Below are 26,551 nucleotides of genomic sequence, written 5' to 3'. Positions count from 1 at the left end.
CCTGCTGCTGCCCCGGGGACTGCGGCCTGCGGGCGCGCCCATATATGTGGCAGGGAACCCCCGCGTGGTCCCGTTCGTCCCGCAGGAGGCAGACCCCGGTGACCCCATGTCGCCGTGGGCATGCGTGATCGAGTCCAGTAGGCTGCGTCGCGCTCGGTGCGGGGGGCGGCCAGTGCCCCGAAACACCCGGGATACAAGACCAGCCCCGATCGCAATGACAGCAGGAGGAGCAGTGGGAGTCAGCCTTAGCAAGGGCGGAAACGTTTCGCTGACCAAGGAGGCGCCGGGCCTCGCCAACATCGTCGTCGGCCTCGGGTGGGACGCGCGGAGCACCACCGGTGCAGATTTCGATCTTGATGCGAGTGCGATCGCGTGCAGGACCGACGGCAGGGTGGTGTCCGACGGCCATTTCGTCTTCTTCAACAACCTCAAGACTCCGGACGGCGCCATCGAGCACCAGGGCGACAACCTGACCGGTGAGGGGGAAGGCGACGACGAAGCGATCAACGTGAATCTCGTCAGTTTGCCAGCAGAGATCGACAAGGTTGTGTTCCCGGTTTCGATCTACGATGCGGATTCGCGCCAGCAGAACTTCGGCCAGGTACGCAACGCGTTCATCAGGATCGTGAACGGTGCGGGGGGCGCCGAGATCGCACGTTACGATCTCACCGAGGACGCCTCCACCGAGACTGCCATGGTCTTCGGTGAAGTTTACCGGCACGGTTCGGAGTGGAAGTTCCGGGCGGTCGGTCAGGGTTACGCCACCGGGCTTGCCGGCATCGCCCGGGACTACGGCGTCAACGTCTGATCTTCCTCTCCCCCGCGTCCGTAGCCGGTGTGGCGCACGTCCGCAACGGCACGGGTGTGACGGCGGCGCTGGTTTGGGCGGTTACGATGCCCGAGATCCGGCTGCCGGCCAGTCGGGTAGGTCAACGTGCGGGCGACCATGGCGCAGGGTAGACGGCGCACGGCAGAGGGCGAGGCTGCAGGGTAGAGGGCGAGGCGGGATGGCGAAAGTGTTCCGCCCGGCGCCCGTCACGGGGGGACCCGTCAGAACATCTCGTGATCCGACGGGTTCCCCTGGGACCCGGGTGGCCGTGTCCTCGCCGGCCCCGACGATTTCCTGTGGACCGCCACGTAGATCTGCGGTTGACGTGCTGCCTCGATGCTCCGGACCGGGGTCGGGGCGCGGTGGTGCTCCCGGCGCCGCGCCAGACCCGGTCCGGGGGAGGTACCTGTCCTCGTGCATGCCTTGCGCATTTTTGGTTGGTCACTAGCGGTCACCGTGGTCGGTGTCGCAGTGGCGGGAGTGATCGGGGGTCCACAGACCGCCGCGGTCGTCGCCATCCTCGCGGTCCTCGAGATAAGTCTGTCGTTCGACAACGCGGTCATCAACGCGACCGTCCTGGGTCGGATGAACGAGTTCTGGCAGAAGCTCTTCCTGACGGTGGGCGTCCTGATCGCGGTCTTCGGGATGAGGCTGTTGTTCCCGATCGTCATCGTCGCCGTCACCGCCCATCTGGGGCCGCTGGAGGTCTTTGATCTTGCGCTGAACAACCCGGACGAGTATGCGGCGCGGCTGGGCGACGCCCATCCCTCGATCGCAGCCTTCGGCGGGATCTTCCTTTTCATGATTTTTCTGGACTTCATGTTCGATCCCGAGCGCGACATCCAGTGGCTGCGCTGGCTCGAGGAACCGCTGCGCAAGGCTGGCCGCCTTGACGTGCTGTCGGTTGTGGTCGGGCTGGTCGCGCTGCTGGTCGTGGCGGAGGTGTTCTCCGATGGCCACACCCAGCAGGTGCTGACCGCCGGTGTCGCGGGTCTTGCGACCTACCTGGGTGTGCGTGGTCTCGGTGAGTTCTTCGAGGCGCGCGGCGTCGGTGCGGACGCCGAGGAGGACGGCGCGGAATCCGATGGGGCCGGGGCCGGGTCGACCGGCGGTGCGAACGCGGTGGTGCTGGCCGCCGGGAAAGCCGCGTTCTTCCTCTTCCTCTACCTGGAGGTGCTCGACGCCTCGTTCTCCTTCGACGGCGTGGTGGGCGCATTCGCGATCACTCAGAAGATCTTCGTCATCGCGGCTGGACTCGGTATCGGAGCCATGTACATCCGGTCGCTCACCGTATATCTGGTTCGCCGGGGAACCCTGCAGGAGTATGTGTACCTGGAGCATGGTGCCCACTACGCCATCGGCGCCCTGGCGGTGATTCTTGCCATCAGCATCGAGACCGAGGTTCCCGAGATCATCACCGGTCTTGTCGGTGTCGGGTTCATCGCCGTCGCGTTGGTGACCTCCATCCGCAACCGCGACCGGCAGCGGGCTGCCGGCACAGGGGGGCAGGACGGCGATCCCGACGCTCGGTCCGGCGAGGTGGTGGCGGCCCGTTCCTAGCCCGTTCCCAGCCCGTTCCGGCGACGCCGCATCCCTGTTGCCAGGCGTTCTAAGCTCACATCACGACCACCGCAAGGGAGCGGATCATGCCTATTGACTACACTAAGCGGTCCGACGGCCAGGATTCCAATCCGGCGCCGGTGTCACTGAGTAAGGTCACTCTGACCAAGAACGCACCTTCGGTGTCTCTGAGCAAGCAGGGCGGAGGCGGCCGGCTACACGTCAACCTCAACTGGACGGCCCAGGTGCCCCCGGGCCCGGCCGGGGGTCGGGGCGGATTCCTCAAGCGTGTTCTCGGCGGTGCGTCCGCCGGTGTCGACCTTGACCTGGCGTGTCTCTACGAGCTCTCCGACGGCCGTAAGGGCGTGGTCCAGGCGTTGGGTGACACCTTCGGGTCTTTTGAGGCGCCGCCATACGTTCAGCTCGACGCAGACGACCGGACCGGAGCGTCCGTCGGCGGGGAGAACCTGTCCGTCAACCTCGCTCATGTCCGGGAGATCCGCCGGTTGCTGATCTTTGCTTTCATCTATGCCGGCGCCCCCAACTTCGACCAGGCGAACGCCGTAGTGACACTGACGCCGGCGCGCGGCGCGCCGATCGAGGTACGGCTGGACGAGAGTGCCGGTAACGCCCGGATGTGTGCTATCGCCCAGTTGACCAACTCCAGCGATAACGACCTCGTGGTGAACAGGGAGGTCCGCTATGTCACTGGTCATCAGGATCTTGATCGAACCTATGGATGGGGTCTGAACTGGACACCGGGACGCAAGTAGGCGGCGGAACGCAATCATGAATCGCCCTGTGTCGCCACCTTTCGGAGATGACGGTCGTTATTCGATGTTCCGGCCACGCCAGGAGCCGGTGCCCGACGCGCCGCGCTGGTCCCCACCGGATCCGCCGCCGGCAGACCGCGGTCGGCTGTCGACCGCCGGGACCGCCAGCATGGACGGGACGGCCGGCATGGACGGGACGGCCGGCATGGACGGGACGGCCGGCATGGACGGGACGGCCGGCGTGGACGACGAGGTTGTGGAGACTGTTGTCGTAGAGGACGCCGCGGCGGAGGACCCGCTCGGAGTGGATGCCCATCCCCTGGGGGACGCCACCCTGGGGGACGTGGACGTGGACGTGGACGTCGCGGTGGACATCCCCTGGCGGGACGACCGGGTCGGCCGATTCGCAGCCGCGCCGACGGGGCCGGCCGGCAGCGACGAGGCCGACGAGGCCGGCAGCGACGAGGCCGACGAGGCTGAGGATTCGGCCGGGCCGCGACGGTCGGATACGGGCGGCGTGCCAGACGATCAAGAATCGTATGATCATGAAGGCGGAGAGGTTCGCGACGGCCCGTCCACCGAGGTCGATCTTCCGTCGGCCGAGGCGGGTGCGGTTGGCGCCGACGCTGTGGACCTTGCTGCCCTCGCCGACATCACCGCCGCGAGCGCCGTGACGGCTGTGCGGCTGAACGATCTCCATCAGCGGGTCGAGGAGCTGATCAGGCTCCGGCGGCACGACGCGGACCTGGTGGACCGCCTGCACGCCGAGAACACCCGGCTTCGGGCCGGCGAACTCACCGAGGCGATGGCCCCGTTGCTGCGGGGACTCATGCGGCTGCACGACCAGATGACGAGTCTCGGTGCGGACGACGGCCAGAGCGTCGCAGGCATCCTGCGTAAGCAGTTGCTGCAGGTGCTCGACGTCGCGGCGGACGTCCGTCCGTATACCGCGGTGGTGGGGATGCCCTTCGACCCGGTCCGGCACGTCGGTATGCGCCGGGTCGGCACGGACGACTCCAGCCGTGACCGGACGATCGCCCGCACTCTCAAGCCCGGATTCGTCCGCGGTGAGTCGACCGTGGTGCGTCCAGCCGAGGTGGAGGTTTTTCGGGCACACTGAGAGCCTGTGCGGCTCGCCGTCCGAACCCAAGATTCAAAGCAGGCTCTGAAACCGGCGGCGGTTTGTTGGAGGGACCTTCATGGCGCGAACAAAGGTGTTCGGCATCGACCTGGGAACGACGTACTCGTGCATCGCCCAGGTGGACGAGTACGGACGTCCCGACGTGATTCGCAACATCGAGTCGCAGCCGACCACACCATCGGTGGTGCTGTTCGACGAGTCCGCGGGTGGCGGTGTCACTTTTGTCGTCGGCACGCAGGCGAAGCGGCAGTCCCGGATCCGCCCGGACGACGTGGCGAGCCTGGTCAAGAGGCACATGGGCGAGGCGGACTGGCGGTTTGTCGTACACGGTGAGGAGTACAGTGCGCCCGCCGTGTCAAGCCTTGTGCTCAAGTCCCTCGCCGCTGACGCCCAGCGGGCGACCGGAACCCCGGTGACGGACGTGGTCATCACCGTCCCGGCCTATTTCGGCGATGAGGAGCGCAAGGCGACGAAGCTGGCCGGTGCGCTCGCCGGGCTGAACGTGTTGGACATCATCAACGAGCCCACAGCGGCCGCCTTCGCCTACGGGTTCGCCCAGGACGGCGCGGCCGAGACGACCGTGCTCGTCTACGACCTCGGCGGTGGCACCTTCGACACCACGGTCATCCGGTTGTCGAAGAACGCGATCACAGTGGTGGCCACTGACGGTGACCACGAGCTCGGCGGCGCTGATTGGGATGCGGAGCTGGTGCGCTTCCTGGCGCAGAAGTTCAGCGAGGCGCAGCCCGACGCCGGTGATCCGCTTGACGACGTCTACGACGAGCAGGAGCTGCTGACCTCGGCGGAGGACGCGAAACTGGCGCTGTCCGGTCGCGACAGCGTCGATGTCCTGGTGGTTCACGGCGGCCGGCGGACGAGCGTGACCGTGACCCGGGCGGACTTCGAGGAGATCACCGCTGCCCTGCTACAGCGGACCCTCGACCTCACTGGTTCGGTGCTCGCCCGGGCTCGGGAGCGCGGCGTCGACCAGGTGGACGTCTGCCTGCTTGTCGGCGGTATGAGCAAGAGCCCGGCGGTTGCCCGCAGGATTGCCGAGCGCTTCGGTCTGACTCCACGTCTGCTCGACCCGGATCTCGCCGTGGCCAAGGGCGCCGCGGTCTTCGGACAGAAGAAGGAACTGGAGCGGTACGTCCTGGACGATCTGGTTGCCCAGGGCAAGCTCGCGGCTGGTGCGACGCTGGATGCGGCGGCGCCGGCCGACGTCGCGCGCTCGGTGTCGGGCGCGGCGGGCGATTTCGGACTGGCCACCACCGCGGTTGTCGATCTGGTCAAGACGAAGGTCACCAACGTGACATCCCGCGGCTTCGGGATCTTCGCCGAGGACAGGGGCAAAGCGATCGCGGCGTTCCTGGCGCATCGCGACGATCCGCTGCCGATCGAGATCACCCAGACCTTCTACACCATCTCCGACGACCAGACGGACGTCGACATCCGCGTGTTCGAGCAGGGGACGAGCGCGGAGTCGACCATTCCGCAGGACAACAAGGTGATCGTCGAAGGCGCCATCGCGGGGATTCCCGGTGGACATCCCCGTGGCACACCCGTGGATGTCACCTTTCTCATGCGTTCGGACCAGACGATCGTCGTCACCGCCAGGCATCCCGGCGCGACAGGGCCGCTCGTCCTGCACGTCACCGCTGGTGTGGGCAGCGACGCGATGCGGGACGAGGAGACAAAGAAGATCACTCTGCTCAAACAGCGGGACTGACGTCGCTCTGGCGGCCGCCGGCACCAGCGTGCCGGACGTCGTCCCGTACATGACGTGGTCCCATACATGACGTGGTCCCATACATGACGTGGTCCCGTACATGACGTCGTCTGGTACTAACGTTGTCTGTTACCTGACACTGTCCGGTGCATATGGTGAATGCCGAGGCCGGGGCCATGTCAGGGTGCCGGCTTCATACGCTCTGCGATGGGAACGTCTGCGGCGGGGACGAAGGTGGGGCGGTGAGCGCGGCGTTCGACGGTAGCGGCTACCGGCAGCGGGTGTTGGCCGAGCTGCAACGCCGATCCCCGCTTGATCTTGATGACCCGTTCTTCGTCGCCGCGCTGGACCCGGCTGCCACGTACACCGACGCGGAGGTGCGTGCGCAGCTGGCCCGCGTGATGGCCTTTCTGCAGCGGCAACGGAACGCGGCACGCTATGCGACCCTGGCCGCGGCCCTGGTCCGCCGGCGGGCCGAGTGGGAGGCGCCGCTGCTGGACGCGCGCACCCGTGAACAGGTCCGGGTACGCGTGCTGGCCGCTCGCCGCAGTGGGGACGCAGACCGGCTGGCCAAGGTGGCCCGCAATCTCGCGACTGTGCGTGAGCGTTTTGGTGGAATTCCCCGGTCTCGCGTGGCGGGTCTGCGTCGGTTGGCATCGGCCGACGGGGTGACCACCGAGCAGTTCGACACGATTCTCGCTGGCGAGAAGGTGATCGAGGACGGCTCCGGCGAGGAGGTCGAGCCGCTCGCGCCGGGGCTGCGGCGCCAGATTCGTGACGGCCTGACCGAGCTGCGGCAGCTTCGAGAGGGGGATCGGGTCGGTACCGCCTCCCTGTGGGCTCTGCTGGGTATCCCGGCGGACTCCGCGCCGGCGCGGATCCAGGCCGCCCACGAGGTCCTTGTCGAGCGTAACCAGCGGCGTCCGCATGACCGCGAGAAGACGGTGACCGCTGATCTGCTCGCGCATGTGCGCACCAGACTCCTCGACGGTGATCCGGCCGCCTACACCGCCGGGTTGGTCGCAGACGCCCGCGATGAGATTCGGCCGAAGGTCGAGGAACACGTCGTTCTCGACGGTGAGCTCAGGCCGGGCGCCTTCGAGGGGCTGGTCCGCGAGGTCCTCGCGGCCGGGCGGGGACTGTCAGCGGCACAGGCGAAGGCGGTGTTGCTCGACATCGCCCGGAATCTGGGTGCGGCGGTGACGACCGGAGCGGTCGTCGACTATGTCGTGTGTTCAAGCTGCGGCCGTCCGGAGCCGGTTGACGCTTCGCGCGTCTGCCGATACTGCGATACCGAGCTCTACATCCCGTGTCCTTCGTGCGCCCACGCGACCGAGGCTGCCGCGGCAGCGTGCCGGTTCTGCGGGCAGAGCCTGCGCCAGGCCCGGGATGCCGGCGAGGCCCTGGCCGCGATCCGCCGCGAGCTGGCAGACGGCCATCCCAGGCATGCCGCCGAGCTGCTGGCCAGGGCGCGTCCGGTGCTGGGCGCGGTCGGCGGGTCGGCGGCCCGCGCCGCCGATGATCTCGGCGTGCGGGTGCAGGCGGCGCTGGCCGCCGCGGACGCCGGGTGGCGGGCCCTGGTCGAGCACCGCGAGGCGCGGTGCGACGACGCCGCCACCGCCGGGGCCCACTGGCTCGTCGCCCAGGCGTCCGATGTGCCTGGTCCGGACGGCCGCTCGCCCGACGAGGTGCTTGCCGAGCTCACCGCCCACCAGGACGTCATCCGCCGCCGGGTTGCCGCGGCGGTGGCGCTTGCGCCAGTTGATCAGGAGAATGCGCTGGCCGCGGTGCTCGCGACCGTGGCTGACAACCAGGAGGCGCTGGCGGCATTGGCCGCGCTGCCACTCCCGCCGCCGACGGATCTGACCGCGAGCAACGAGGAGGGTGCCGTGGTGCTGCGGTGGCGGGCATCCGCATCGGCGCTCGGTCCGGCGTCCTACCGGGTGGTCAGACTGGTGGGGGCCGGCGCGGGGGATGCGGACGGCCCGCAGGGAACACCACCGGTTGAGCGCAGCCTGGGCACGACCCGGTCCACCGAGTTGTCCGATGCCGGGGTTCCGGCCGGGGTGCTGGTCCGGCACGAGGTGACGGCGGTCGTGGGCAGTCGCCGGTCGGTAGCGGTGCGCACACCCGGCCTCGTGGTCGTGCGGGACGTCGCAGTCCTGCGGGCGGAGCAGATCGGTGATGGGGTGAGGCTGTCATGGCGGCTGGACGGCCCGGTGGATGCGGTCACGATCGATCGGACTGTGGACGAGTCATCGCCGGTGCAGGTTCCGAGGCGTCGGATCAGGGCGAACGCCGGTCAGTACGTCGATACGGTCGTCCAGGCCGGTGTCACCTACCGTTATCAGGTCTATGTCGAGTTCCAGGATGTGGACGGACACCCGGCCAGGACCGCTGGTTCGGGGATCACGGTTACGGTGACGCCGCGCCCGCGAGCCGTACGCGATCTGGCGGTCACCACTGTCGACGGGCGGACAGTGTTGCGCTGGAGCGCCATGCCAGCTGCTCATGTGCAGATCTACGCCGTGCCCGTGTCGGACGCCGCGCCGCCGCATGCGGCTGGAGTCGAGGATACCGAGATCGACCTGGCGAAGATCGCTGAAGGTGCCCGGCTGGTCGGATCGAGCCGGAGCGGCCACCTGGTGGACCCGCTGGCTGCTGGCGAGCTGGACTATATGCCAGTAACTGTGCGTGATGGTCGGGCGGTGATCGGCTGCGGCGTGCGGCATCTGGTGGTCGAGGGTATCCGGGATCTGCGCGCGGACGACCGCGGTGAGGAGATCGTGCTGTCCTTCCAGATGCCGCCGGGGATCACCCAGGCCCGCGTTCTGTGGCGCCGCGACCAGCTCCCGACCGGACCGGAGGATCCGGACTCCTTCCGGGCGAAGGTCACCAACACCAGCCTGGAGATCAAGGGCGGCTGGCATCTGGCCGCGCCGCGCGATGGTTCGGCCTACTTCGTCGCCTGCTACCCGCTGGTGCGCACCGGCGGGACGTTGCGCGCGGTCGGTCCGGGTATGGCGATTGTGGCCCGCTCGGCGGCATCACCGGATTCGCACGATAGCCCGGATAGCCCGGATGACCTGGATAGCCGGAATGACCTGAATCATCCGGAACGCCATGAGTACCGCGATCGGGAACGGACGGTCACCTATACGCTGGCCCGGTCCGGCTGGCGCCGCCGCACGTTGCGCGTACACGTACGCGCGGACGGGCCGTTGCCGGCGATGGTGCTTGTCGCGCGGCCGGGGACGACTCCGCCACAGGCGAGCGACGACGGACACCCGCTCGCGCGAGTGTCGGCATTGCCACCGACACCGCAGCGCACCCTCGAAGTGTCCCTCGAAGGCGCCGAACTTCCCTGGGGCGTACGACTGTTCCCGAGCTCGCCGGAGGGTCAGGGCGCGGTGGTTGGTGGGGGACCCGGTGGGGTGATTGTCCGCCATCCTCCGGATGATTCCCTGGTAATCCGCTAGCCCCACATTTCCGAGATCCACAAATATGGCGGGCTGTACGTGGGTCGCTTCGCGAAAATGTGGGGACCCTGACCTTTGTTGCGGGCCCCAGCCCCGCGACACCGCGTCCCTATTACCGGGCGCTCTCAGCGTCGTTGCTTGTGGTGACGTCACTCTTGATGGCAAGGACCGGACGCAACCGACCGAAAGGCTGCTCGCGAGGATGGCCTCCGTGTTCCGCCGCCGGCACTCCTGCCGGGTATCGGTCCGGTCCCGGGTGGTGGTCGTAGGCGTGCTGCTTCTCGGCGCCGCTCTCGCCGCCGGGTTCCTTGCGGTCGGGTTGAACCTCCGCGGGAGCCGCCCGGCCGGGGTGGCCCTGACGCTGAGCGACACCGACATCCTGCTGGTACGTGGGCACGGTTTCCCGTCCGGGGCTGAGATCACCGTTGACCTTGTCGGGGGTGATCTCACTGCTTCGGCACCGGCCCGGGCGGACCCGCATGGGCGGTTTCTCCTTACCTTCACGCTACCCATGGATTTTTCCGGCACTGTGTCGGTGACGGCGAGGTCGGGTGCAGTCACGGCCCGCGGTTCGTTACCGGTCACCGTCTGGGATACCCGGGGAAAGCTGTCGGGCCTGCCCTGGCTGTCCGGAGTACATATGGCGAACGAGCTGCCGCCCTATCTGGCCTTTGGCGCATGGCGGGGCCGACCGATCGACGTGGCCATGGTTTTCACGATCCGCGACCAGGGCTGGGGTCCGATATCCGAGCCCAGCTGGCCGCTGGACGATTTTGCGCCGTTCCCGGGAAAATTGGTCATCAGTCAGCCGCCGTTTCCGGAGGGGCAGGGCGGCAACGCGGAGTGCGCCCGTGGCGCCTATGACGGGCACTGGCGGCAGTTCGGCGCCTTTCTCGTGCGCAAAAACCGGGCTGACTCCATCGTGCGGATCGGCTGGGAGTTCAACGGCACGTACATGTACTGGCACGCGGATGCGAACGCGAAGAATTTCACGGAGTGTTTCCGTAGGATCGCCACGGCCATCCGTTCCACGGACCCGATGGTCAAGATTGACTGGACGTTCAACGCCCACAATTCCCCGGTACCGTCGAGCGGGAATCCATGGGACGCCTATCCCGGCGACGAATACGTCGACGTCGTCGGCATCGATGCCTACGACCATTACCCGCCGTCGCGGGACGAGGCGACATGGAAGCGGCAGTGTGAAAGTGCCAACGGGCTCTGCCACCTCATTCGGTACGCCCGTGAACACAGCCGGAAGGTCGGTGTGGGTGAGTGGGGTGTGACGTCTTGTAGCGGCGATGGCGGCGGAGATAATTCTTTCTATGTCCGGAAGATGTATGACACGTTCGTCGCCAACGCCGACGTGATGGGTTACGAAAGTTACTTTCACGACTCGGCGCCGGACAATGTGTGTTCGGCGATCATGAATGGAGGTCAGAACGCTCGGTCGGCTGCCGAGTACAGGCGGTTGTTCGGCGGGTCGTGACCGGCATGGCCGGGCGGAGCGGCCGGGCCGGGTGGAGGTGACAGGCGGTTGTCCGCTGGATGACAGCGGTGGGGAATTTGCCGGACCGCATTCCACGCCGCCTGCGGTCGATGTACCGTCTGGCAAGCCTGACGCCTCGCAATGGACGACGGATAGGCCAAAGGGTGTGCGATCATGGTTTTTCTCGCACGCCCGGAGGCCCCACGTAGCCGAGATAGGCCAAAGGGTGTGCGATCATGGTTTTTCTCGCACGCCCGGAGGCCCTGGGTAGTATAGGGGGTTTGCTGGGTGCGTCACTTCGGTTTTCTGGACGCGGACCGGACGGACGCGCTGTTTCACCGTCTGCCCGAAGAGATCCTCCCGGACGGGGACCGTCGGCTTGTGGCGACGGCGCTGGGCGCCACCCTTTACGCCCCGGGCACGCGGCCAACGCTTGCCGCGGACGTACGCCGTCAGGTCGCCGCCGGGGTGACGTCGATGGTTCTCTGTCTTGAGGATGCCATCGCCGACCACGAGGTTGCCGCGGCAGAGGCGAACGTGATTGCCACGCTTCGTGACCTGGGTGAGAGCCCGCCGACTGGTGGCGGCGGACCCCCGTTGTTGTTCATCCGGGTCCGTGACATCGCCCAGATACCATTGCTGGCAGCACAGCTTGATTCCGCTGCGGCGGAGATGCTCGCCGGCTTCGTCCTGCCGAAGTTCGGTCCCGGGAACGGAGCACCGGCGTTGACGGCAGTTCTGCGTGCCTCGGACCGCCTGGGCCGGATTCTCTGGGCGATGCCTGTTCTGGAAAGCCCCGAGGTCATCTTCAAGGAGACCCGAGCGGGGGCGTTGTCGGGAGTTCGGGAGCTCGTCGACAAACATTCCGACGTCGTGCTGGCGGTTCGTCTGGGTGCTACTGATCTTTGTGGCCTGTTCGGGTTGCGACGGAACCGGGACCTGACGATCTACGACATCGCGGTGGTCCGCGACTGCATCGCGGACATCGTCAACGTCTGTGCCCGCGGCGGCGACCATGTGGTGAGCGGCCCGGTATGGGAGTATTTCGCCCAACCTGAGCGTCTGTTCGTGAGTTCCCTGCGGGTCACCCCGTTCCAGGAGGCCGATCTGATCGACGACAGCGAGGACGGCGCCCGGATGCGGTTACGCCTCGTCTCCGCCGATCTTGACCGGCTCATCCGCGAGGTGGTTCTCGACAAGGCCAACGGATTGTTGGGCAAGACGGTGATCCACCCCAGTCACGTTCCTGCCGTGCACGCTCTGCATGTTGCCAGCCATGAGGAGTATGTGGACGCCATGGCGATTCTCGCGGAGGATGCCGGCGGGGTACGGCCGAGTCGGTACGCGAACAAGATGAACGAGCTGGGACCGCACCGGACCTGGGCCGAGGCGGTCCTGCGGCGGGCTCGGGCCTTCGGCGTCCTACGGGAAGGCCATACATTCGTCGATGTTCTGGCCGCAACCGGGGCGTCATGAGACCCGGATGACGTACGTCTCGTACATGGATGGTGCCCGGGTGACAACGGCGGTGAAGGCGGAGGTCGTGTGAGCCTGGCGGGCTACATCGAGCAGTCTTCGGACGGCATGAACTGGCTGTGGGACGAACTGGGGCTTGACATCAGGATCAGATCCGATGTGGTGGGTAAGGGTCTGCACGGGCTGGTCGGGCTCGCGTTGCGACGCAACCCGCTGCGGGCACACCTGCTCGTCAGTCGGGTTCTCGGCAAACATCTCCCGGTGCGTCCGCGGGAATCGCTCATGGCTGGTCGCCTGCTGGCGGCACAGGCAGGTAAGGATTTCACCGGCGCAGGGGGCGAGCCGATGGCGCCGGGGCCGCTGGTGGTCGGATACTGCGAGACGGCCACGTCGCTCGGCCATACGGTGGCGGACGGTATTGCGGGGTGTGACTATCTGCATACGACTCGTCGGATGGTCCCCGGTGCCACCCCCCTGCTTGACTTTGACGAGGCGCATTCTCATGCCACGTTCCACTGGCTCATGCCGAACGATCCCGAGTTGGTACGGGCACCGCGTCCGCTGATTCTGGTGGACGATGAGCTCTCGACCGGTCGGACCGCGCTGGGCACGATCGAGGCGCTGCACGCCTACGCGGCGCGGCCGTCCTACACCGTGGCGACGCTCTTCGACGCCCGACCAGCGGAGTCCCGCCGCGCGTTCAACGAGCTCGCGGACCGTCTCGGCGTTTCTGTGCGGGTGGTGTCGTTGTTGGCCGGGGAGCTGGTGCTGCCACACGATGTGGCCGTGCGTGCGCAGCGGCTGCGGGCACGCCATGGGGATGGTGGCATCGGTGCCGATTCGCCGGAATTGCCCACCTGGCATCATCCCGTCCGCTTCGTGCGGCCCGACTGGCCGGCTGAACTTCCCGATGGTGCGCGCCATGGCTGGTCGCAGCCGGACCGGGTCCTGCTCGATACGGTCATATCGTTGGTCGCCGGCGAGATCGCCACTGTGTTGACCAGGGCGTCTGGACGCATTCTCCTGCTTGGTACCGAGGAGCTGATGTACACGCCGTTGCGGATCGGGGCTGCCCTCGACGAGATCGTTTCTGGTGACGTGGTCTTCCACTCGACGACGCGTTCGCCGGTCTACCCGATCGACGCCGAAGGCTATGCGATCCGTTGCGCGCTGACGTTCCCGGCGCCGGATGATCCCGCGCGGATGAGTCATGTCTACAACGTCCGGCCGGGTTTGTACGACGACATCGTCGTCGTGGTCGACTCGGCCGCCAACGGTGGGGGCGCGGACGTCGACGTGTCCGGGATGGTCGCGGTGCTGCGTCGGTGCGCGCCGGTGACCGTGGTCACGATACCGACACGAGGCCCGGATGGGCGTCCGATGACCCGGCAGACCGGGCGGGTAGCAGGGGGAATGTGTTGAGCGACGGTACGCTGCTGGGAGCCATTCCGGGCACGGTGGGTTCGGGATCCTACGATCCCGCGGATGTGACCTTCCTGCTGAAGGATCTCAGTGAGATTCCGCTGGAACGTCCTACCGAGGACCGCGAGGAGGAGTTTTCCAAGGGACGCCATTACGCTGAGGACCTGCCCGTCGAATACGAGCCTTCGGATGCCTATCTGGCTCTTTTTGAAAGCGCGCTCATCCGTTCGGCGGAGCGGGTTGCCACCGCGGTCGGGGTAGCCACCGAGCTTGTGCTTGCGAAAAAGGAGAAGCCGGTCATCGTGTCGCTCGCGCGGGCCGGAACGCCCGCCGGCATCCTCATGCGGCGCTGGGCCCGGTGGAAGCACGGGCTCGATCTGCCGCACTACTCGGTCTCGATCATCAAGGACCGGGGGCTCGACGAGAACGCGTTGCGGTGGATTCTCGACCGCCATGACCGCCACGCGCTCCAGTTCGTCGACGGCTGGACCGGCAAGGGCGCCATCCTGAAGGTTCTTCAGGCGGCGTCGGAGCAGCTCGGGGTGGACGGCTCCATGGCGGTGATCGCGGACCCGGGTCACTGCACATCGCTCTACGGCACCCGGGATGACTTCCTCATCCCGCACAGCTGCCTGAACTCCACGGTCAGTGGTCTGGTGAGTAGGACCGTGCTGAATTCGACGCTGATCGGTCCGGCCGATTTTCATGGGGCCAAGTACTATCGGCAGTTGGCTGACCGGGATTACTCCCGCCGGTATGTGGATACCGTCGTGAACGCATTTTCCAGCGTATCGGCCACGGTCTCGCACGGTCTGGGCCAGGCGGAGGACCGAACCCCGACCTGGGCCGGGTGGCGTGCGGTTGAAATGTTGGCGAAGGACTACGGCATCGCCAATATCGGCCTTGTCAAGCCGGGGGTCGGCGAGACTACCAGGGTTCTGTTGCGACGAGTGCCCTGGAAGGTTGTCGTTGCGCCCGACCGGCTGGCGGAGCTGGCTCATGTCCTGTCGCTCTGTGCGGCCAAAGGGGTGGAGGTGGAGGAAAGAGCTGATCTGCCGTATTCCTGCGTCGGAATCATCAAGCCACTCGAGGGCCGGCCTGACCGGGCGCTGTTCAACGTACCGTCCTGACATTTAGAGCGACCGGCAATAGGGGACGCGGCGTCGCGGGGCTGGGGCACGCACCTCGCCGCGTTGTCGTCGGTCGACACCTAACACCTCCGGTGCCTCCCTCCTCCGCCTTGCGATGCACGCACCCCAGCCCCGCTCCTTGATTCACGCCCCTACTGCCGGGCGCTCTTAGCGGGCGTTGAACGGCCGGCGCGTTCCAGCTCGCCCAGTATTTTCATGATCATATTCCGTTGTCTGATCGGACCGCGGGTCCGGGTGGCAGCGCGTAGTTCTGCGACAGTGGTCAGGCGTTGGTACACGGCGGCTGCGAGGACGGCGTGGGTATTCTGCGGCCGCGTCGCCCAGTTGGCCATGTCGACAACGGATCGGGCCAGCCGGGTTCGTGGTGGATGCAGCACCGGACACAGCTCCGTGGGGCCGAGCCGGGCGCTGTGGTGAATGACAACGCCGGGGCGAGGGCTCGGCCGCCGCTGTGGCGGTACCAGGACGGTGACGTTCTCCTCGTCAAATCCGTGCAGACCGCCGAGAGCCGCCGCACACGCACCGCCGAGAACCGTGCCGGGGCCGATGGATTCGACCACGCACCACAACAGCTGCATCCGGGTGAGCGGCCCGGCCTGTGTCACGAGGACTCCGGGCATGGGCACTTGCCATCGTCCGGATTTCACCCGCCATCGAATGGTCGCCCGGCTTGTTCCAGCCGCCATAGCGGTGCGGATCGCGATAACTCCGCACTGGTTGTCGGCTGTCTTCTGCCAGGCGTGCTGGCCGGGGTCCGGGGCCATGCGCACAAGCCTCGCCGATCCGCGGGTCGAACGGAATACCATCTGCCGGGCTGTGGAAAAGCCGCCGTCGTAGTCCCTGGCTGTGGACGAACGGTCCACCCGCCGGGCCTGTCCAGAACAGGTTTCCAGAACAGGTTCTCGGGACGGGTTTTCCGCACCGACGCCGGCGCCGGCGGCGCGGGTCAGCCGCGGTGCGGCTCCGGCCGGGCCGATTGGCGCTCGGTTCGGCGAATCCTCGACCGGACCAGGCGGATCGCGGGAAAGCCGAGCCAGCAGAGCTGAGCCACTGTCGGTGAGACGAAGGCAACCGGGATGGATCCGCCGAAGACGACCACCGCGGCGGCCGAGTGAATCGCGCCGACCCGCATGAGCGGATGGGGCGCATATCGTAGCAGTTTGGGAGTACGGATGACGTACGCCCACATGGCGGTCTCCAGAACGGCGGTCACGCAGACATTGCTTGCGTACCACACGACCGCGGTGGTGCTCTGCCCATAGCGTCCGAGCAGTTCCGTGGTGAACGGCAGCACCGTGATCGGCGCGAGAAAGGTGAGACCAAGCAGCAGGAGCCGGGAATCGCTGGCCTGAAGGTAGCCGAACAACGACCGGTGGGAAAGCCAGAACAGGCCGATGACCGCGAACGTGAGGGCCGCGATGGCGAGCTCGGGCACGACATCGTCGTGCAGGGCCTTGGACAGGTCCGCGGTGGACAGCCCCCGGGGCACGCCGATGCCGACCATCAGCAGCGTGATCGCGATCGCGAACACGCCATCGGTGAACGCCAGCAGGCGACCGAGTGACGACATCGACCGTTCGTCATCCTCCAGATCCATCCTGTTATCGTGACGGGTGGTCGCCGTGTGCGTACGACGGCGTCCCGTAATGGTCTGGATCGTTCGCGTACCCGTGTCGTACAGTCTGGCTATCGACACGCGACCTCCGCCGCCGCTGGCGGCCGGGACTCCGCCGCCGCGTTGGCTGGTCGCCTGCGATCTCGATCAGACGTTGATCTACAGTCGGAGTTCCTTCCGGCTCGCGGCAGGCAGCGGTGAACCCGCGCTGGTGACTGTTGAGCGGATTGACGGCCAGCCGGCCGCCTTCTGTACCGTGCGGGCTGCCCGACTGATCGCGTGCCTGGACGTCGCGGCGACCCTCGTCCCGGTCACCACGCGGACGCGGGCACAGTACGCGCGAGTGGATCTCGGTGTGCGCCCCAGGTTCGCGATCACGACGAACGGCGGCCAGCTACTGGTGGACGGCCGTCCGGATGAGGACTGGGCCGCCCGGGTCCGCGCCCGGATCGACTCGGCGGCAGGCCCGATTGCAGGCGTCCGGGCCGTGGCCGAACGTCTTGCCGCCGACGGCTGGGTCAGGGTCGCCCGGGTCGCCGACGACCTGTTCGTGTACCTCGTCGCCTATGAGCGTGCCGGTGTTCCCGATCTCCGCGAGGTCGCTGCCGACCTTGCCGCCGACGGTTGGACACTGTCCATCCAGGGACGCAAGGTCTACTTCGTGCCGGCCGTTCTGACCAAGGAGGCGGCGCTCGCCGAAGTGGTGCGCCGGGTCGGGGCCGTCGGCCTGGCCGCCGCGGGTGATTCGCTGCTCGACCGCGGAATGCTCGCCGGCGCGGACGTCGCTGTCCGTCCCGCCCATGGTGAGCTGCACGACATCGGCTGGACCGCCGCGAATCTGCGAATCACCGCCGCGGCCGGGCTGCTGGGCGGCCAGGAGTTGCTGGAGATTCTCGCTGCGCAGCTCACCGTGGGTTGACCGGGGCGCGTCGCTTTCCGCTCACTCCTTTTCCGCTCACTCCTCGTCCGGGCACTCCCCTTGCCCCTGTGCTGCTGTCTGTAGTCGTTGCATGGCGTGCCGTGGGAGTCGCGGTTGGCCAAGTTCAGGTACAGTACGGTACTGTATTGAAAATGATCGGACGTCGAGAGGAGCCCGGGGTTGCGATGATCTCACTGCCGCCGTGTGGCCGATCCCCGGGTCGACCCCGGGATGATGCCCGCGAGCAGGCCATTCTTGATGCCGCCCTCGAGCTGCTGGCCGAGGTCGGTTACGAGCGGATGAGCATGGTCGCCGTAGCGGCCCGGGCGCGGGCGAGCAAGGCGACGATCTACCGGCGCTGGGCCAACAAGGACGAACTCGTCATCGAGGCCATCCGCCGACGGGGCGGGGGCGACGAGATAGTCCCCGTCGACACCGGCAGCCTTCGTGGTGACCTCATGGACGCCGTCTGCCAGATGGTCGACCACGTGTCCCGGCAAGATGCCGCGCTGATCTCCGGGGTGTTACTGGCCATGCGGGAGTCGCCCGACCTCGCGGCGACGCTGCGGGTCCAGATGATCGAAGAAAAGCGCTGGATCGGCGATCTCATCGTGCAGCGCGCGATGGACAGGGACGAACTGCGTTCGCCCGCCGCTGCCGAGGTCTTTCGCGAGTTGGCGCCCGCACTGCTTTTCTCTCGGCTGCTCATCACCGGGGAGCCGCTTGACAGCGCATTCATCGAACATATGATCGACGATGTGCTGCTGCCGCTGATGACCTCGGCGCGCGCCGAGGACGACTGACGCTGGATTTTCTGACACCGGATTCCCTGACCCCGTGTCCGGCCGTGCGTCCACCGATGCCCGAATCATCCCGTAATCTTCGGTTTGTCTGGTCAAGGAGCATCAGTGACTACGACTGTTGAACGCCCACATGGAAGCATCGGAGCGGAGGCCGGGGGTGGCGTCGACCCCCGGCGATGGCTCGCGCTCGCGATCATCGCCGTGGCACAGCTGATGATAGTGCTCGACGCGTCCATCGTGAATATCGCCATGCCCAGGGCCCAGGCCGACCTGCACATTTCCGTGGCTGATCGACAGTGGATCATCACCGCGTACACCTTGGCATTCGGTGGCCTGCTGCTCCTGGGCGGCCGGATCGCCGACTTCATCGGGCGAAAGCGCGCCTTTGTCGGTGGTCTGCTCGGTTTCGCCATGGCATCCGCGCTCGGTGGCCTCGCTCCGGACGCCTCGTTCCTGTTCGCCGCCCGTGCACTGCAGGGGGCATTCGCGGCGGTTCTCGCGCCGGCAGCGCTGTCCCTCATCACGGTCACGTTCACCGAGACCAGAGAACGTGCCCGCGCCTTCGGCGTCTATGGCGCGATCGCCGGTGGCGGCGCCGCGATCGGGCTCATCCTCGGCGGCGTGCTCACCGAGTACACCTCCTGGCGCTGGTGTCTGCTGGTCAACGTCCCGATCGCACTGATCACAGCTGCCGCCGCACTGCCGATCGTGGGGGAGAGCCGGGCCGAGGGTAAAGCGCGATACGACATTCCCGGGACGCTGACCGTCACCGCCGGGCTGGTCAGCCTGGTCTACGGTTTCACCAAGGCAGCTGAGGACGGCTGGAGCTCGGCGGTCACGCTCGGGTTTCTCGCGGCAGCGGCCGCGTTGCTGGTCGGGTTCGTCATCGTCGAGGTACGCAGCGCTGCGCCGCTTCTTCCACTGCGGGTGGCCTGGGAACGCAACCGCGGCGCGTCCTTCCTGTCGTCCCTGCTCATCGGTGGCGGCCTGTTCGCCATGTTCCTTTTTCTCACCTACTACCTCCAGGTGAGTCTCGGGTACAGCGCCCTGCGGACCGGATTCGCCTTCCTGCCGTTCAGCGCTGGGATCATCGTGTCAGCCGTACTCGCCAGCCAGCTCATGCCGCGTACCGGGCCCAAGGTCCCGATGGTCGTTGGAACCGTGTTCACGGCGGTCGGTCTGCTCACGTTGACTCAGATCGGTCTCGACACCAGCTATGTCAGCCACGTCCTGCCCGGTGAGCTGCTCATGAGCTTCGGCCTTGGCCTCGTGATGGTACCGATGTCGAGTCTTGCGCTCATCGGTGTCGAGCCCCATGACGCGGGTGTGGCCAGCGCCCTGGTCAACGCCACCCAACAGGTCGGTGGTTCGCTGGGAACGGCACTGCTCAACACGGTGTTCGCCACCGCGGTGACGAACTATGTCATCGACCACGGCGCCAGCCCGCAGAGCACGGCCCAGGCGCAGATCTCCGGTTACACGACGGCGTTCGTCTGGGGCGCGGTGCTGATTCTGCTCGCATTGGTGACCATCGTCGTCCTCGTCCGGGCCGGAAAGGACGATGTGCCGGCGCAGGCGGGTGTCGTACACGCGGGGTAGCGCGCCCGGTGGCGGGCCCGGACCGGACATGGCCGGGCCCGCCACCGCGGCGGGATCCGGTGGGTTGTCGGCACTTCGTGGTACACCCGGATGCGGATGAAATGGCAACCGGACGCAGGAGGAGCCATGACCAGCACGGCGGACGGCACCGGTATCGCCGGCACCGACCAGACCAGGACCAGCGTCGCGGGCAGCGGTCTGGAGCATGAGCTGGAGCGGATGCTGTCGGTTGACCGGTTCGATCCGCCGGCCGATTTCGCCTCCCACCAGCCGTATGCGGCCGATGCAGACGCGGCCGCCACCGACCCGGTGGCTTTCTGGGCAGACAAGGCCCGCACCCTGCTGGCATGGGACGTCCCGTTCACGACCGTGCTCGATGATGAGAACCCGCCTTTTTACCGCTGGTTCAGCGATGGCCGTCTCAACGTTTCGGCGAACTGCCTGGATCGGCACGTGGCTGCCGGCCGGGGCGAGAAGGTGGCCTTTCACTGGGTCGGTGAGGAGGGCGAACGACGTGCGCTGACCTACGCCGACCTGCTGGCTGAAACCCAGCGGCTGGCCAACGGGCTGAAAAGTCTCGGAGTCGGCAAGGGCGACGTTGTCGGGATCTTCCTGCCGATGATTCCCGAAGTCGTGGTGGCGATGCTGGCCTGCGCTCGGATCGGCGCCGTCCACAATGTCGTTTTCGGCGGGTTCGCCCCGTCCGCGGTCCGTGAGCGGATGGAGGTTTCCGCGGCCAAACTGTTGATCACGGTGGACGGTGCCCGCCGCAAGGGCCGGACGGCCCCGGTCAAGGAGGCGGTGGACGCCGAACTCGGCGGGGTGAAGACCCTTGAGCACATCGTCGTGGTCCGTTCGACCGGCACACCCGCCCCGATGCTCGACGGCCGGGACGTCTGGTACGACGAGCTGTGCGAGCGGGCCGACCCGGTGTGCCCGGCCGAGCCGATGGACGCCGAACACCCGTTGTTCATTCTCTACAGCTCCGGGTCCACGGCCAAGCCCAAGGGCATCCTGCACACCACCGGGGGATACCTCACCGGGGCGACCTACACCCACCGGCTCGTCTTCGACCTTGACCAGGCATCGGACGTCTACTGGTGCTCGGCCGACGTCGGCTGGATCACCGGGCACTCCTACATCGTCTACGGGCCGCTGTCCAACGGCGCGACCAGCGTGATGTTCGAAGGCGCTCCCGATTATCCCGACCGGGACATCTGGTGGAAGATCGTCGAGGAGTTCAAGGTCACGATTTTCTACACTGCTCCGACGGCGATCCGGACGTGCATCAAGTGGGGTCCGCAGTACCCGGGCAGGCACGACCTGTCCTCCCTGCGGCTCCTGGGCACCGTGGGCGAGCCGATCAATCCGAAGGCGTGGCTGTGGTACCACAAGGTGATCGGCGGCGGTCGTTGCCCCATCGTCGACACCTGGTGGCAGACCGAGACCGGTGCGATCATGATTTCTCCGGTGCCGGCTGTGACGGCGACCAAGCCCGGTTCGGCCACGACGGCGCTGCCGGGGATCTCACCGGCGCTGCTGTCCGAGGATGGTGTGCCGATCACCGAGGGCACCGGCATCCTGGTGATCACCAAGCCGTGGCCGTCGATGCTTCGGACTCTTTATCAGGACGACGAACGGTTCGTGCAGACCTATTTCTCGCGATTCGGTCGGAGCGTGTATGTCGTCGGTGACGCGGCCCGGCGTGATGCCGACGGCTATTTCTGGATCATCGGCCGGATCGACGATGTGATCAATGTGTCAGGCCACCGTCTGTCGACGGCCGAGGTCGAGTCGGCGATCGTCGCCCACGGGGCGGTGGCGGAGGCCGCCGTCGTCGCCCGGTCCGACGACCAGACCGGTCAGGCCATTGTGGCCTTTGTCACTTTGGCCGGGGATCGTGTCGGCGACGATGCGATGGTGACCGAGATTCGCGACCATGTGGCCGCGCGGATAGGGAAGCTGGCCCGTCCCAAGCAGGTGATCTGGGCCGACGACCTCCCGAAGACACGCTCAGGGAAGATCATGCGGCGGCTGTTGCGGGACATCGCCGAGGGGCGCGAGCTCGGCGATGTCACGACGCTGCGCGATCCGACGGTAATGGGTGCTTTGTCCGCGAAAGTCGCCGCGGCCGGCCCGGACGAGTGACCAGGGGGATCGGGGCGTCGGGCAGCCGAGGCCCCGGCTGCATCCCGGCCCGCCGACACCCGGGTGGATTCCGGCGCTCGGCGGTGTCTAGGCTCACAACTTCGTGAGAGCCCTTCGACGCTTCACCGTCCGTGCACAGCTCCCCGAGCAACTCCTCCCGCTCGGCGAGCTTGTGCTGAACCTCCGCTGGTCATGGCACCCGGAGACACTCGATCTTTTTGAGTCCGTCGATCCAGAACTGTGGCGCTCCTGCAAGGGGGATCCGGTTCGTCTGCTCGGCGAGGTCGACCACGAGCGCCTTGAGACCCTGGCAGCTGATCGCCGCTTCATCCGGCGCCTGCACGACGCCGCCGAGGACCTGCAGGAATATCTGACCGCTCCACGCTGGTACCAGGCGCTGTCCGATGCCCCGAGGGCGATCGCCTACTTCTCGCCGGAGTTCGGCATCACCGAGGTGCTGCCTCAGTACTCCGGTGGCTTGGGGATTCTCGCCGGCGACCATCTCAAGACCGCCAGCGATCTCGGGGTGCCGATCGTCGGGGTGGGTCTTCTCTACCGGGCCGGCTATTTCGTGCAGTCGTTGTCTCGGGATGGCTGGCAGCAGGAGCGTTATCCCGGCATCGACCCACACGGCCTGCCGCTGACCCAGCTCATCGACACCGTGGGCGCTCCGGTCAAAATCGCGATCGGGCTTCCCGAGGGCCGTACGCTGCATGCCCAGATCTGGAAGGCGCAGGTCGGGCGGGTGCCGCTGCTCCTGCTCGACTCCGACGTCGAGGACAACCAGCCGGCCGAGCGGGGTGTCACCGACCGGCTCTACGGCGGCGGAACCGACCACCGCCTGTTGCAGGAGATGCTGCTGGGAATCGGTGGGGTTCGCGCGTTGCGGGCCTACTCGGCGGTTTCCGGTGCCCCGACTCCGGAGGTTTTTCACACCAACGAGGGCCACGCGGGTTTTCTCGGCCTGGAGCGCATCCGTGAGCTGACCGAGACCGGCCTGAGCTTTGACGAGGCGTTGGAGGCGGCCCGCGCCGGCACGCTGTTCACGACCCACACTCCGGTCCCCGCGGGTATTGACCGGTTTCCCAGGGACCTGGTGGCCCGTCACTTCGGCGGGGACAACGCCTGGCCGGGCGTGCCCGTCGACCGTGTGCTGGATCTCGGTGCGGAGTCGGACCCGAACATGTTCAACATGGCCCACATGGGCCTGCGGCTGGCTCAGCGTTCCAACGGGGTCAGCAGGCTCCACGGAATCGTCAGCCGCGAGATGTTCTCGGGCCTGTGGCCCGGGTTCGACCCGGCCGAGGTTGCCATCGGTTCGGTCACGAACGGCGTACATGCGGCCACCTGGGTATCGCGCAGTGTGATCGAACTGGCTGACCGGGAGTTCGGTCCATCTCCCCTCGAGGATGGCGGCGAGGGTTTCGCAAAGATTGCCCAGGTGTCGGACGACGCGGTCTGGTCGATGCGTCGAGAACTGCGTGAGCGCCTGGTGACCGAGGTTCGGCGGCGGCTGCGCACATCGTGGCTGCAGCGTGGCGCTGCACCCAGCGAGCTCGACTGGATCGACGGCGTGTTCGACCCGGCCGTCCTGACGATCGGGTTCGCCCGTCGGGTCCCCTCCTACAAGCGTCTCACCCTGATGCTGCGGGACCGGGAACGGCTCACCCGGCTGCTGCGCCACCCGCAGCGCCCGATCCAGATGGTCATCGCAGGCAAGGCGCACCCGGCCGACGACGGCGGCAAACAGCTCGTCCAGCAGATCGTGCAGTTCGCGGACTCCTCCGAGGTCCGTCATCGCATCGTCTTCCTGCCGGACTACGACATCGGGATGGCGCGTTTCCTCTACTCCGGTGCGGACGTGTGGTTGAACAATCCGCTGCGCCCGCTGGAGGCGTGCGGCACGTCGGGCATGAAGGCCGCGCTCAACGGGTGCCTCAACCTGTCCATCCGGGACGGTTGGTGGGACGAGATGTTCGATGGGCAGAACGGCTGGGCGATCCCCACCGCGGACGGTGTCGAGGACCCCGACCGGCGTGACGATCTCGAGTCGGTCGCCCTGTACGAGCTTCTGGAGAACACGGTCACCGCGCGGTTCTACGACGTCGCCGGCGCGGGCACGCCTCCTCGCCAGTGGACCTCGATGGTCAAGCACACCCTGTCCACGCTCGGCCCGCAGGTTCTCGCCACCCGGATGGTGCGGGAATACGTCGAGCGGTACTATCTGCCCGCCGCGGCTTCGGCGCGGGTGGCCGCGGCCGACGGGCTGCTCGGGGCACGCGAGCTCGCAGGCTGGAAGGCGCGGATCCGCCAGGCATGGCCGGCTGTGCGGGTCGTCAACGTCGACTCGGCCGGGCTCGGTGACACCCCCCAGGTCGGGCAGTCGTTGGTGGTCCGGGCGACTGTCGAACTCGGTGGCCTGGACCTTGGGGACGTAGAGGTGCAGGCGTCCTATGGACGCATCGACGAGGCCGACCGGTTGCTCGACCCGGCCACCGTCGCGCTGGCCCACACCGGTGCCGGCGAGGGCGGCGGGCTGCGCTTCGAGGGCACCATCCCGCTGCGGCGGACGGGGGCCTTCGGCTACACCGTCCGGGTGCTTCCGAGACATCCGCAGCTCGCTTCGCCGGCGGAACTCGGGCTCGTGGCGAATCCGGACTGACAGTGCCGCCACCGGGTGGGGGGCCGGCCGCACCCTGGCAGCCCCCCACCCGGTTATCCGGTGGCGCGGTTATCCGGTGGCGCGTAGGAGCAGGACTGCGCATCCGGTGACGTGGAGCTCCTGATCGGCGTCCAGGTGCCGGGCAGGTCCGTCGAGAGTGCCGGGGAAGCCTGCGAGATCCTCTGCGGAGGTGTCCAACAGCAGTTCGTAGGCGTCAGCCCACGGCTCACCCGGCAGCACGACGTCTACCTCACCAGGGTCGGGATGCAGGACGAGCAGGAAGCTGTCGCCGGTGACCGTGGCGCCGTCCGACGTGCGCCAGGGCAGCGTCCGTCCGGACAGGTGGGCTACCACCGTGTGGACCAGTGGTGAGTTCCAGTCGGCGTCCAGCATGATCGTGCCGTCGGCGCCAAACCAGGTGATGTCCGCGAGTGACCCGATGCTGGACGGGCCGCCGTGGAAGAACGCCTGGCGGCGCAGTGTCTGCGACGCCCGCCGTAGAGCCACCAGGCCGCTGACGAGCCCGAGCAGCATCGGATCGTCTCCGGCGGGGTCGGCCGGGGGAGACTGGAGTCCATCGGCCGGTCCATCGGCCGGTCCATCGGCCGGTCCGTCCGCCGGTGCACCGGCAGGCCAGCGGAGCCAGGAGATCGCGTTGTCCTGGCAGTAGGCGTTGTTGTTGCCGTTCTGTGAACGGCCGAACTCATCCCCGGCGAGCAGCATGGGTACGCCCGCCGACAGCAGTAGCGTCGCGAGCAGCGCGCGGCGGGTGCGGCGCCGGTAGGCCAGCACGTCCGGATCGTCGGTCGGGCCCTCCACACCGCAGTTCATCGAGTTGTTGAAGGCGTCGCCGTCGCGGTTCCCCTCGCCGTTGGCCTGGTTGTGTTTTTCGGCGTAGGAGACGAGATCGGCGAGGGTGAAGCCGTCGTGTGCGGTCACGAAGTTGACCGAAGCCCACGGCCGCCGGCCCGAGTGCTGGTACAGGTCACTCGACCCGGTGATCCGGTAGCCCAGGTCGGCCACGCCGGACGCGCGCTGGGTCCAGGCCGCGCGGACGGTATCGCGGTATCGGCCGTTCCATTCCACCCATGGCGCGGGGAAGGCGCCGACCTGGTAGCCACCCCAGCCGACGTCCCATGGTTCGGCGATGAGCTTCACACCTGATATCAGCGGGTCGGCGTGGATGGCGGTCAGCAGCGGCGCAGCCGGGTCGAATCCGTCGGGGTTGCGGGCGAGCGCGGTTGCCAGGTCGAACCGGTATCCGTCCACGCCCATCTCGGTGACCCAGTAGCGCAACGAGTCCATGATCAATTTGATCACGTGGGGGGATGAGGTGTTCAGGGTGTTGCCGCATCCGGTCACATCCCGGTACCGGCGTGGATCACTCGGTTCCACCCGGTAGTACGTGGTGTTGTCCAGCCCGCGCAGCGACAGCGTCGGCCCCCGTTCACTGCCTTCGGCCGTGTGGTTGAAGACCACGTCGAGGATGACCTCGATGCCGGCCGCGTGAAGATCATGAACCATGGCTCGGAACTCGGCCACTGGATTGTCGGTGGCCGCGTAGCTCGGATGCGGGGCGAAGAAGCCCACGGTGTTGTAGCCCCAGTAGTTGACCAGGCCCCGGTGCGACAGCGTCGGTTCGGAGACGTTCGCGTGGACCGGCAGCAGTTCGACCGCGGTGACACCGAGGGTGCGCAGGTGGTCGATGACCGCCGGGTGTGCCAGCCCCGCGTAGGTGCCCCGCTGGCCGGCCGGG

The 26,551-nt window shown here is 67.3% G+C and carries 18 protein-coding genes; 15 read left to right on the top strand and 3 right to left on the bottom strand.

Features of this window, described 5'->3' with window-relative positions; genetic code table 11:
* Nucleotides 1–232 precede the first annotated feature (232 nt).
* The 10 genes from U9978_RS09705 to U9978_RS09660 all read left to right on the top strand — a co-directional run bounded on the left by U9978_RS09705 (nt 233) and on the right by U9978_RS09660 (nt 15,028).
* On the top strand, nt 233–808 hold the full coding sequence (locus U9978_RS09705) for a TerD family protein (RefSeq protein ID WP_322760746.1): 576 nt from the start codon (nt 233–235) through the stop codon (nt 806–808).
* A gap of 435 nt (nt 809–1,243) precedes the next feature.
* Nucleotides 1,244–2,389: a DUF475 domain-containing protein gene (locus U9978_RS09700; RefSeq protein ID WP_322760784.1), complete on the top strand. Its 1,146-nt coding sequence runs from the start codon at nt 1,244–1,246 to the stop codon at nt 2,387–2,389.
* 86 nt (nt 2,390–2,475) lie between these two features.
* Nucleotides 2,476–3,162, top strand: a complete 687-nt coding sequence (locus tag U9978_RS09695; protein ID WP_322760745.1) for a Tellurium resistance — start codon at nt 2,476–2,478, stop codon at nt 3,160–3,162.
* Nucleotides 3,163–3,331: 169 nt separating this feature from the next.
* Nucleotides 3,332–4,282 (top strand): nucleotide exchange factor GrpE, encoded by a 951-nt coding sequence (locus U9978_RS09690; protein WP_322760744.1) that lies wholly within the window; start codon nt 3,332–3,334, stop codon nt 4,280–4,282.
* 79 nt (nt 4,283–4,361) lie between these two features.
* Nucleotides 4,362–6,032, top strand: a complete 1,671-nt coding sequence (locus tag U9978_RS09685) for an Hsp70 family protein (RefSeq protein ID WP_322760743.1) — start codon at nt 4,362–4,364, stop codon at nt 6,030–6,032.
* Nucleotides 6,033–6,274: 242 nt separating this feature from the next.
* Nucleotides 6,275–9,511: a zinc ribbon domain-containing protein gene (locus U9978_RS09680; protein WP_322760742.1), complete on the top strand. Its 3,237-nt coding sequence runs from the start codon at nt 6,275–6,277 to the stop codon at nt 9,509–9,511.
* Nucleotides 9,512–9,713: 202 nt separating this feature from the next.
* Nucleotides 9,714–11,000 (top strand): glycoside hydrolase family 26 protein, encoded by a 1,287-nt coding sequence (locus tag U9978_RS09675; protein WP_322760741.1) that lies wholly within the window; start codon nt 9,714–9,716, stop codon nt 10,998–11,000.
* Nucleotides 11,001–11,288: 288 nt separating this feature from the next.
* Nucleotides 11,289–12,476 carry an HpcH/HpaI aldolase/citrate lyase family protein gene (locus U9978_RS09670; protein WP_322760740.1) on the top strand — a complete coding sequence of 396 codons (1,188 nt, stop codon included), beginning with the start codon at nt 11,289–11,291 and terminating at the stop codon, nt 12,474–12,476.
* A gap of 69 nt (nt 12,477–12,545) precedes the next feature.
* On the top strand, nt 12,546–13,898 hold the full coding sequence (locus U9978_RS09665; protein ID WP_322760739.1) for a phosphoribosyltransferase family protein: 1,353 nt from the start codon (nt 12,546–12,548) through the stop codon (nt 13,896–13,898).
* Complete coding sequence (locus tag U9978_RS09660; protein WP_322760738.1) at nt 13,895–15,028, top strand: cysteine protease StiP family protein; 1,134 nt, start codon at nt 13,895–13,897, stop codon at nt 15,026–15,028. Before U9978_RS09665 ends, U9978_RS09660 begins: the two co-directional genes overlap by 4 nt.
* A 152-nt stretch (nt 15,029–15,180) precedes the next feature.
* Here U9978_RS09660 and U9978_RS09655 read toward each other — a convergent pair whose 3' ends face one another.
* Together U9978_RS09655 and U9978_RS09650 are read right to left on the bottom strand one after the other, a co-directional pair.
* On the bottom strand, nt 15,181–15,654 hold the full coding sequence (locus U9978_RS09655) for a hypothetical protein (protein WP_322760737.1): 474 nt from the start codon (nt 15,652–15,654) through the stop codon (nt 15,181–15,183).
* A 341-nt stretch (nt 15,655–15,995) separates the two neighbouring features.
* Complete coding sequence (locus tag U9978_RS09650; protein WP_322760736.1) at nt 15,996–16,646, bottom strand: TMEM175 family protein; 651 nt, start codon at nt 16,644–16,646, stop codon at nt 15,996–15,998.
* Between the two features lie 73 nt (nt 16,647–16,719).
* Between U9978_RS09650 and U9978_RS09645 the strand changes: the two genes are divergently transcribed.
* From U9978_RS09645 to glgP, 5 genes are all read left to right on the top strand, one after another.
* Complete coding sequence (locus U9978_RS09645) at nt 16,720–17,583, top strand: sucrose-6-phosphate hydrolase (RefSeq protein WP_322760735.1); 864 nt, start codon at nt 16,720–16,722, stop codon at nt 17,581–17,583.
* 152 nt (nt 17,584–17,735) lie between these two features.
* A complete protein-coding gene (locus U9978_RS09640) occupies nt 17,736–18,386 on the top strand; it encodes a TetR/AcrR family transcriptional regulator (protein WP_322760734.1) in 651 nt (216 codons plus the stop codon).
* Nucleotides 18,387–18,491: 105 nt separating this feature from the next.
* Nucleotides 18,492–19,985 carry an MFS transporter gene (locus U9978_RS09635; RefSeq protein WP_322760733.1) on the top strand — a complete coding sequence of 498 codons (1,494 nt, stop codon included), beginning with the start codon at nt 18,492–18,494 and terminating at the stop codon, nt 19,983–19,985.
* 126 nt (nt 19,986–20,111) lie between these two features.
* Nucleotides 20,112–22,133, top strand: coding sequence for an acetate--CoA ligase (gene acs, locus U9978_RS09630; RefSeq protein ID WP_322760732.1), 2,022 nt, complete (start codon nt 20,112–20,114; stop codon nt 22,131–22,133).
* Between the two features lie 103 nt (nt 22,134–22,236).
* Nucleotides 22,237–24,795: an alpha-glucan family phosphorylase gene (gene glgP / locus U9978_RS09625; protein ID WP_322760731.1), complete on the top strand. Its 2,559-nt coding sequence runs from the start codon at nt 22,237–22,239 to the stop codon at nt 24,793–24,795.
* Between the two features lie 69 nt (nt 24,796–24,864).
* Here the strand turns inward: glgP and glgX are convergent.
* Nucleotides 24,865–26,551, bottom strand: a 1,687-nt coding sequence (gene glgX, locus U9978_RS09620; protein WP_322760730.1) for a glycogen debranching protein GlgX, incomplete at its 5' end; no start/stop codon positions are given.

This window comes from Protofrankia sp. Cr2 (genome assembly GCF_963555885.1).
GTDB lineage: Bacteria > Actinomycetota > Actinomycetes > Frankiales > Frankiaceae > Protofrankia.
This window is presented reverse-complemented; position numbering and strand designations above follow the sequence as displayed.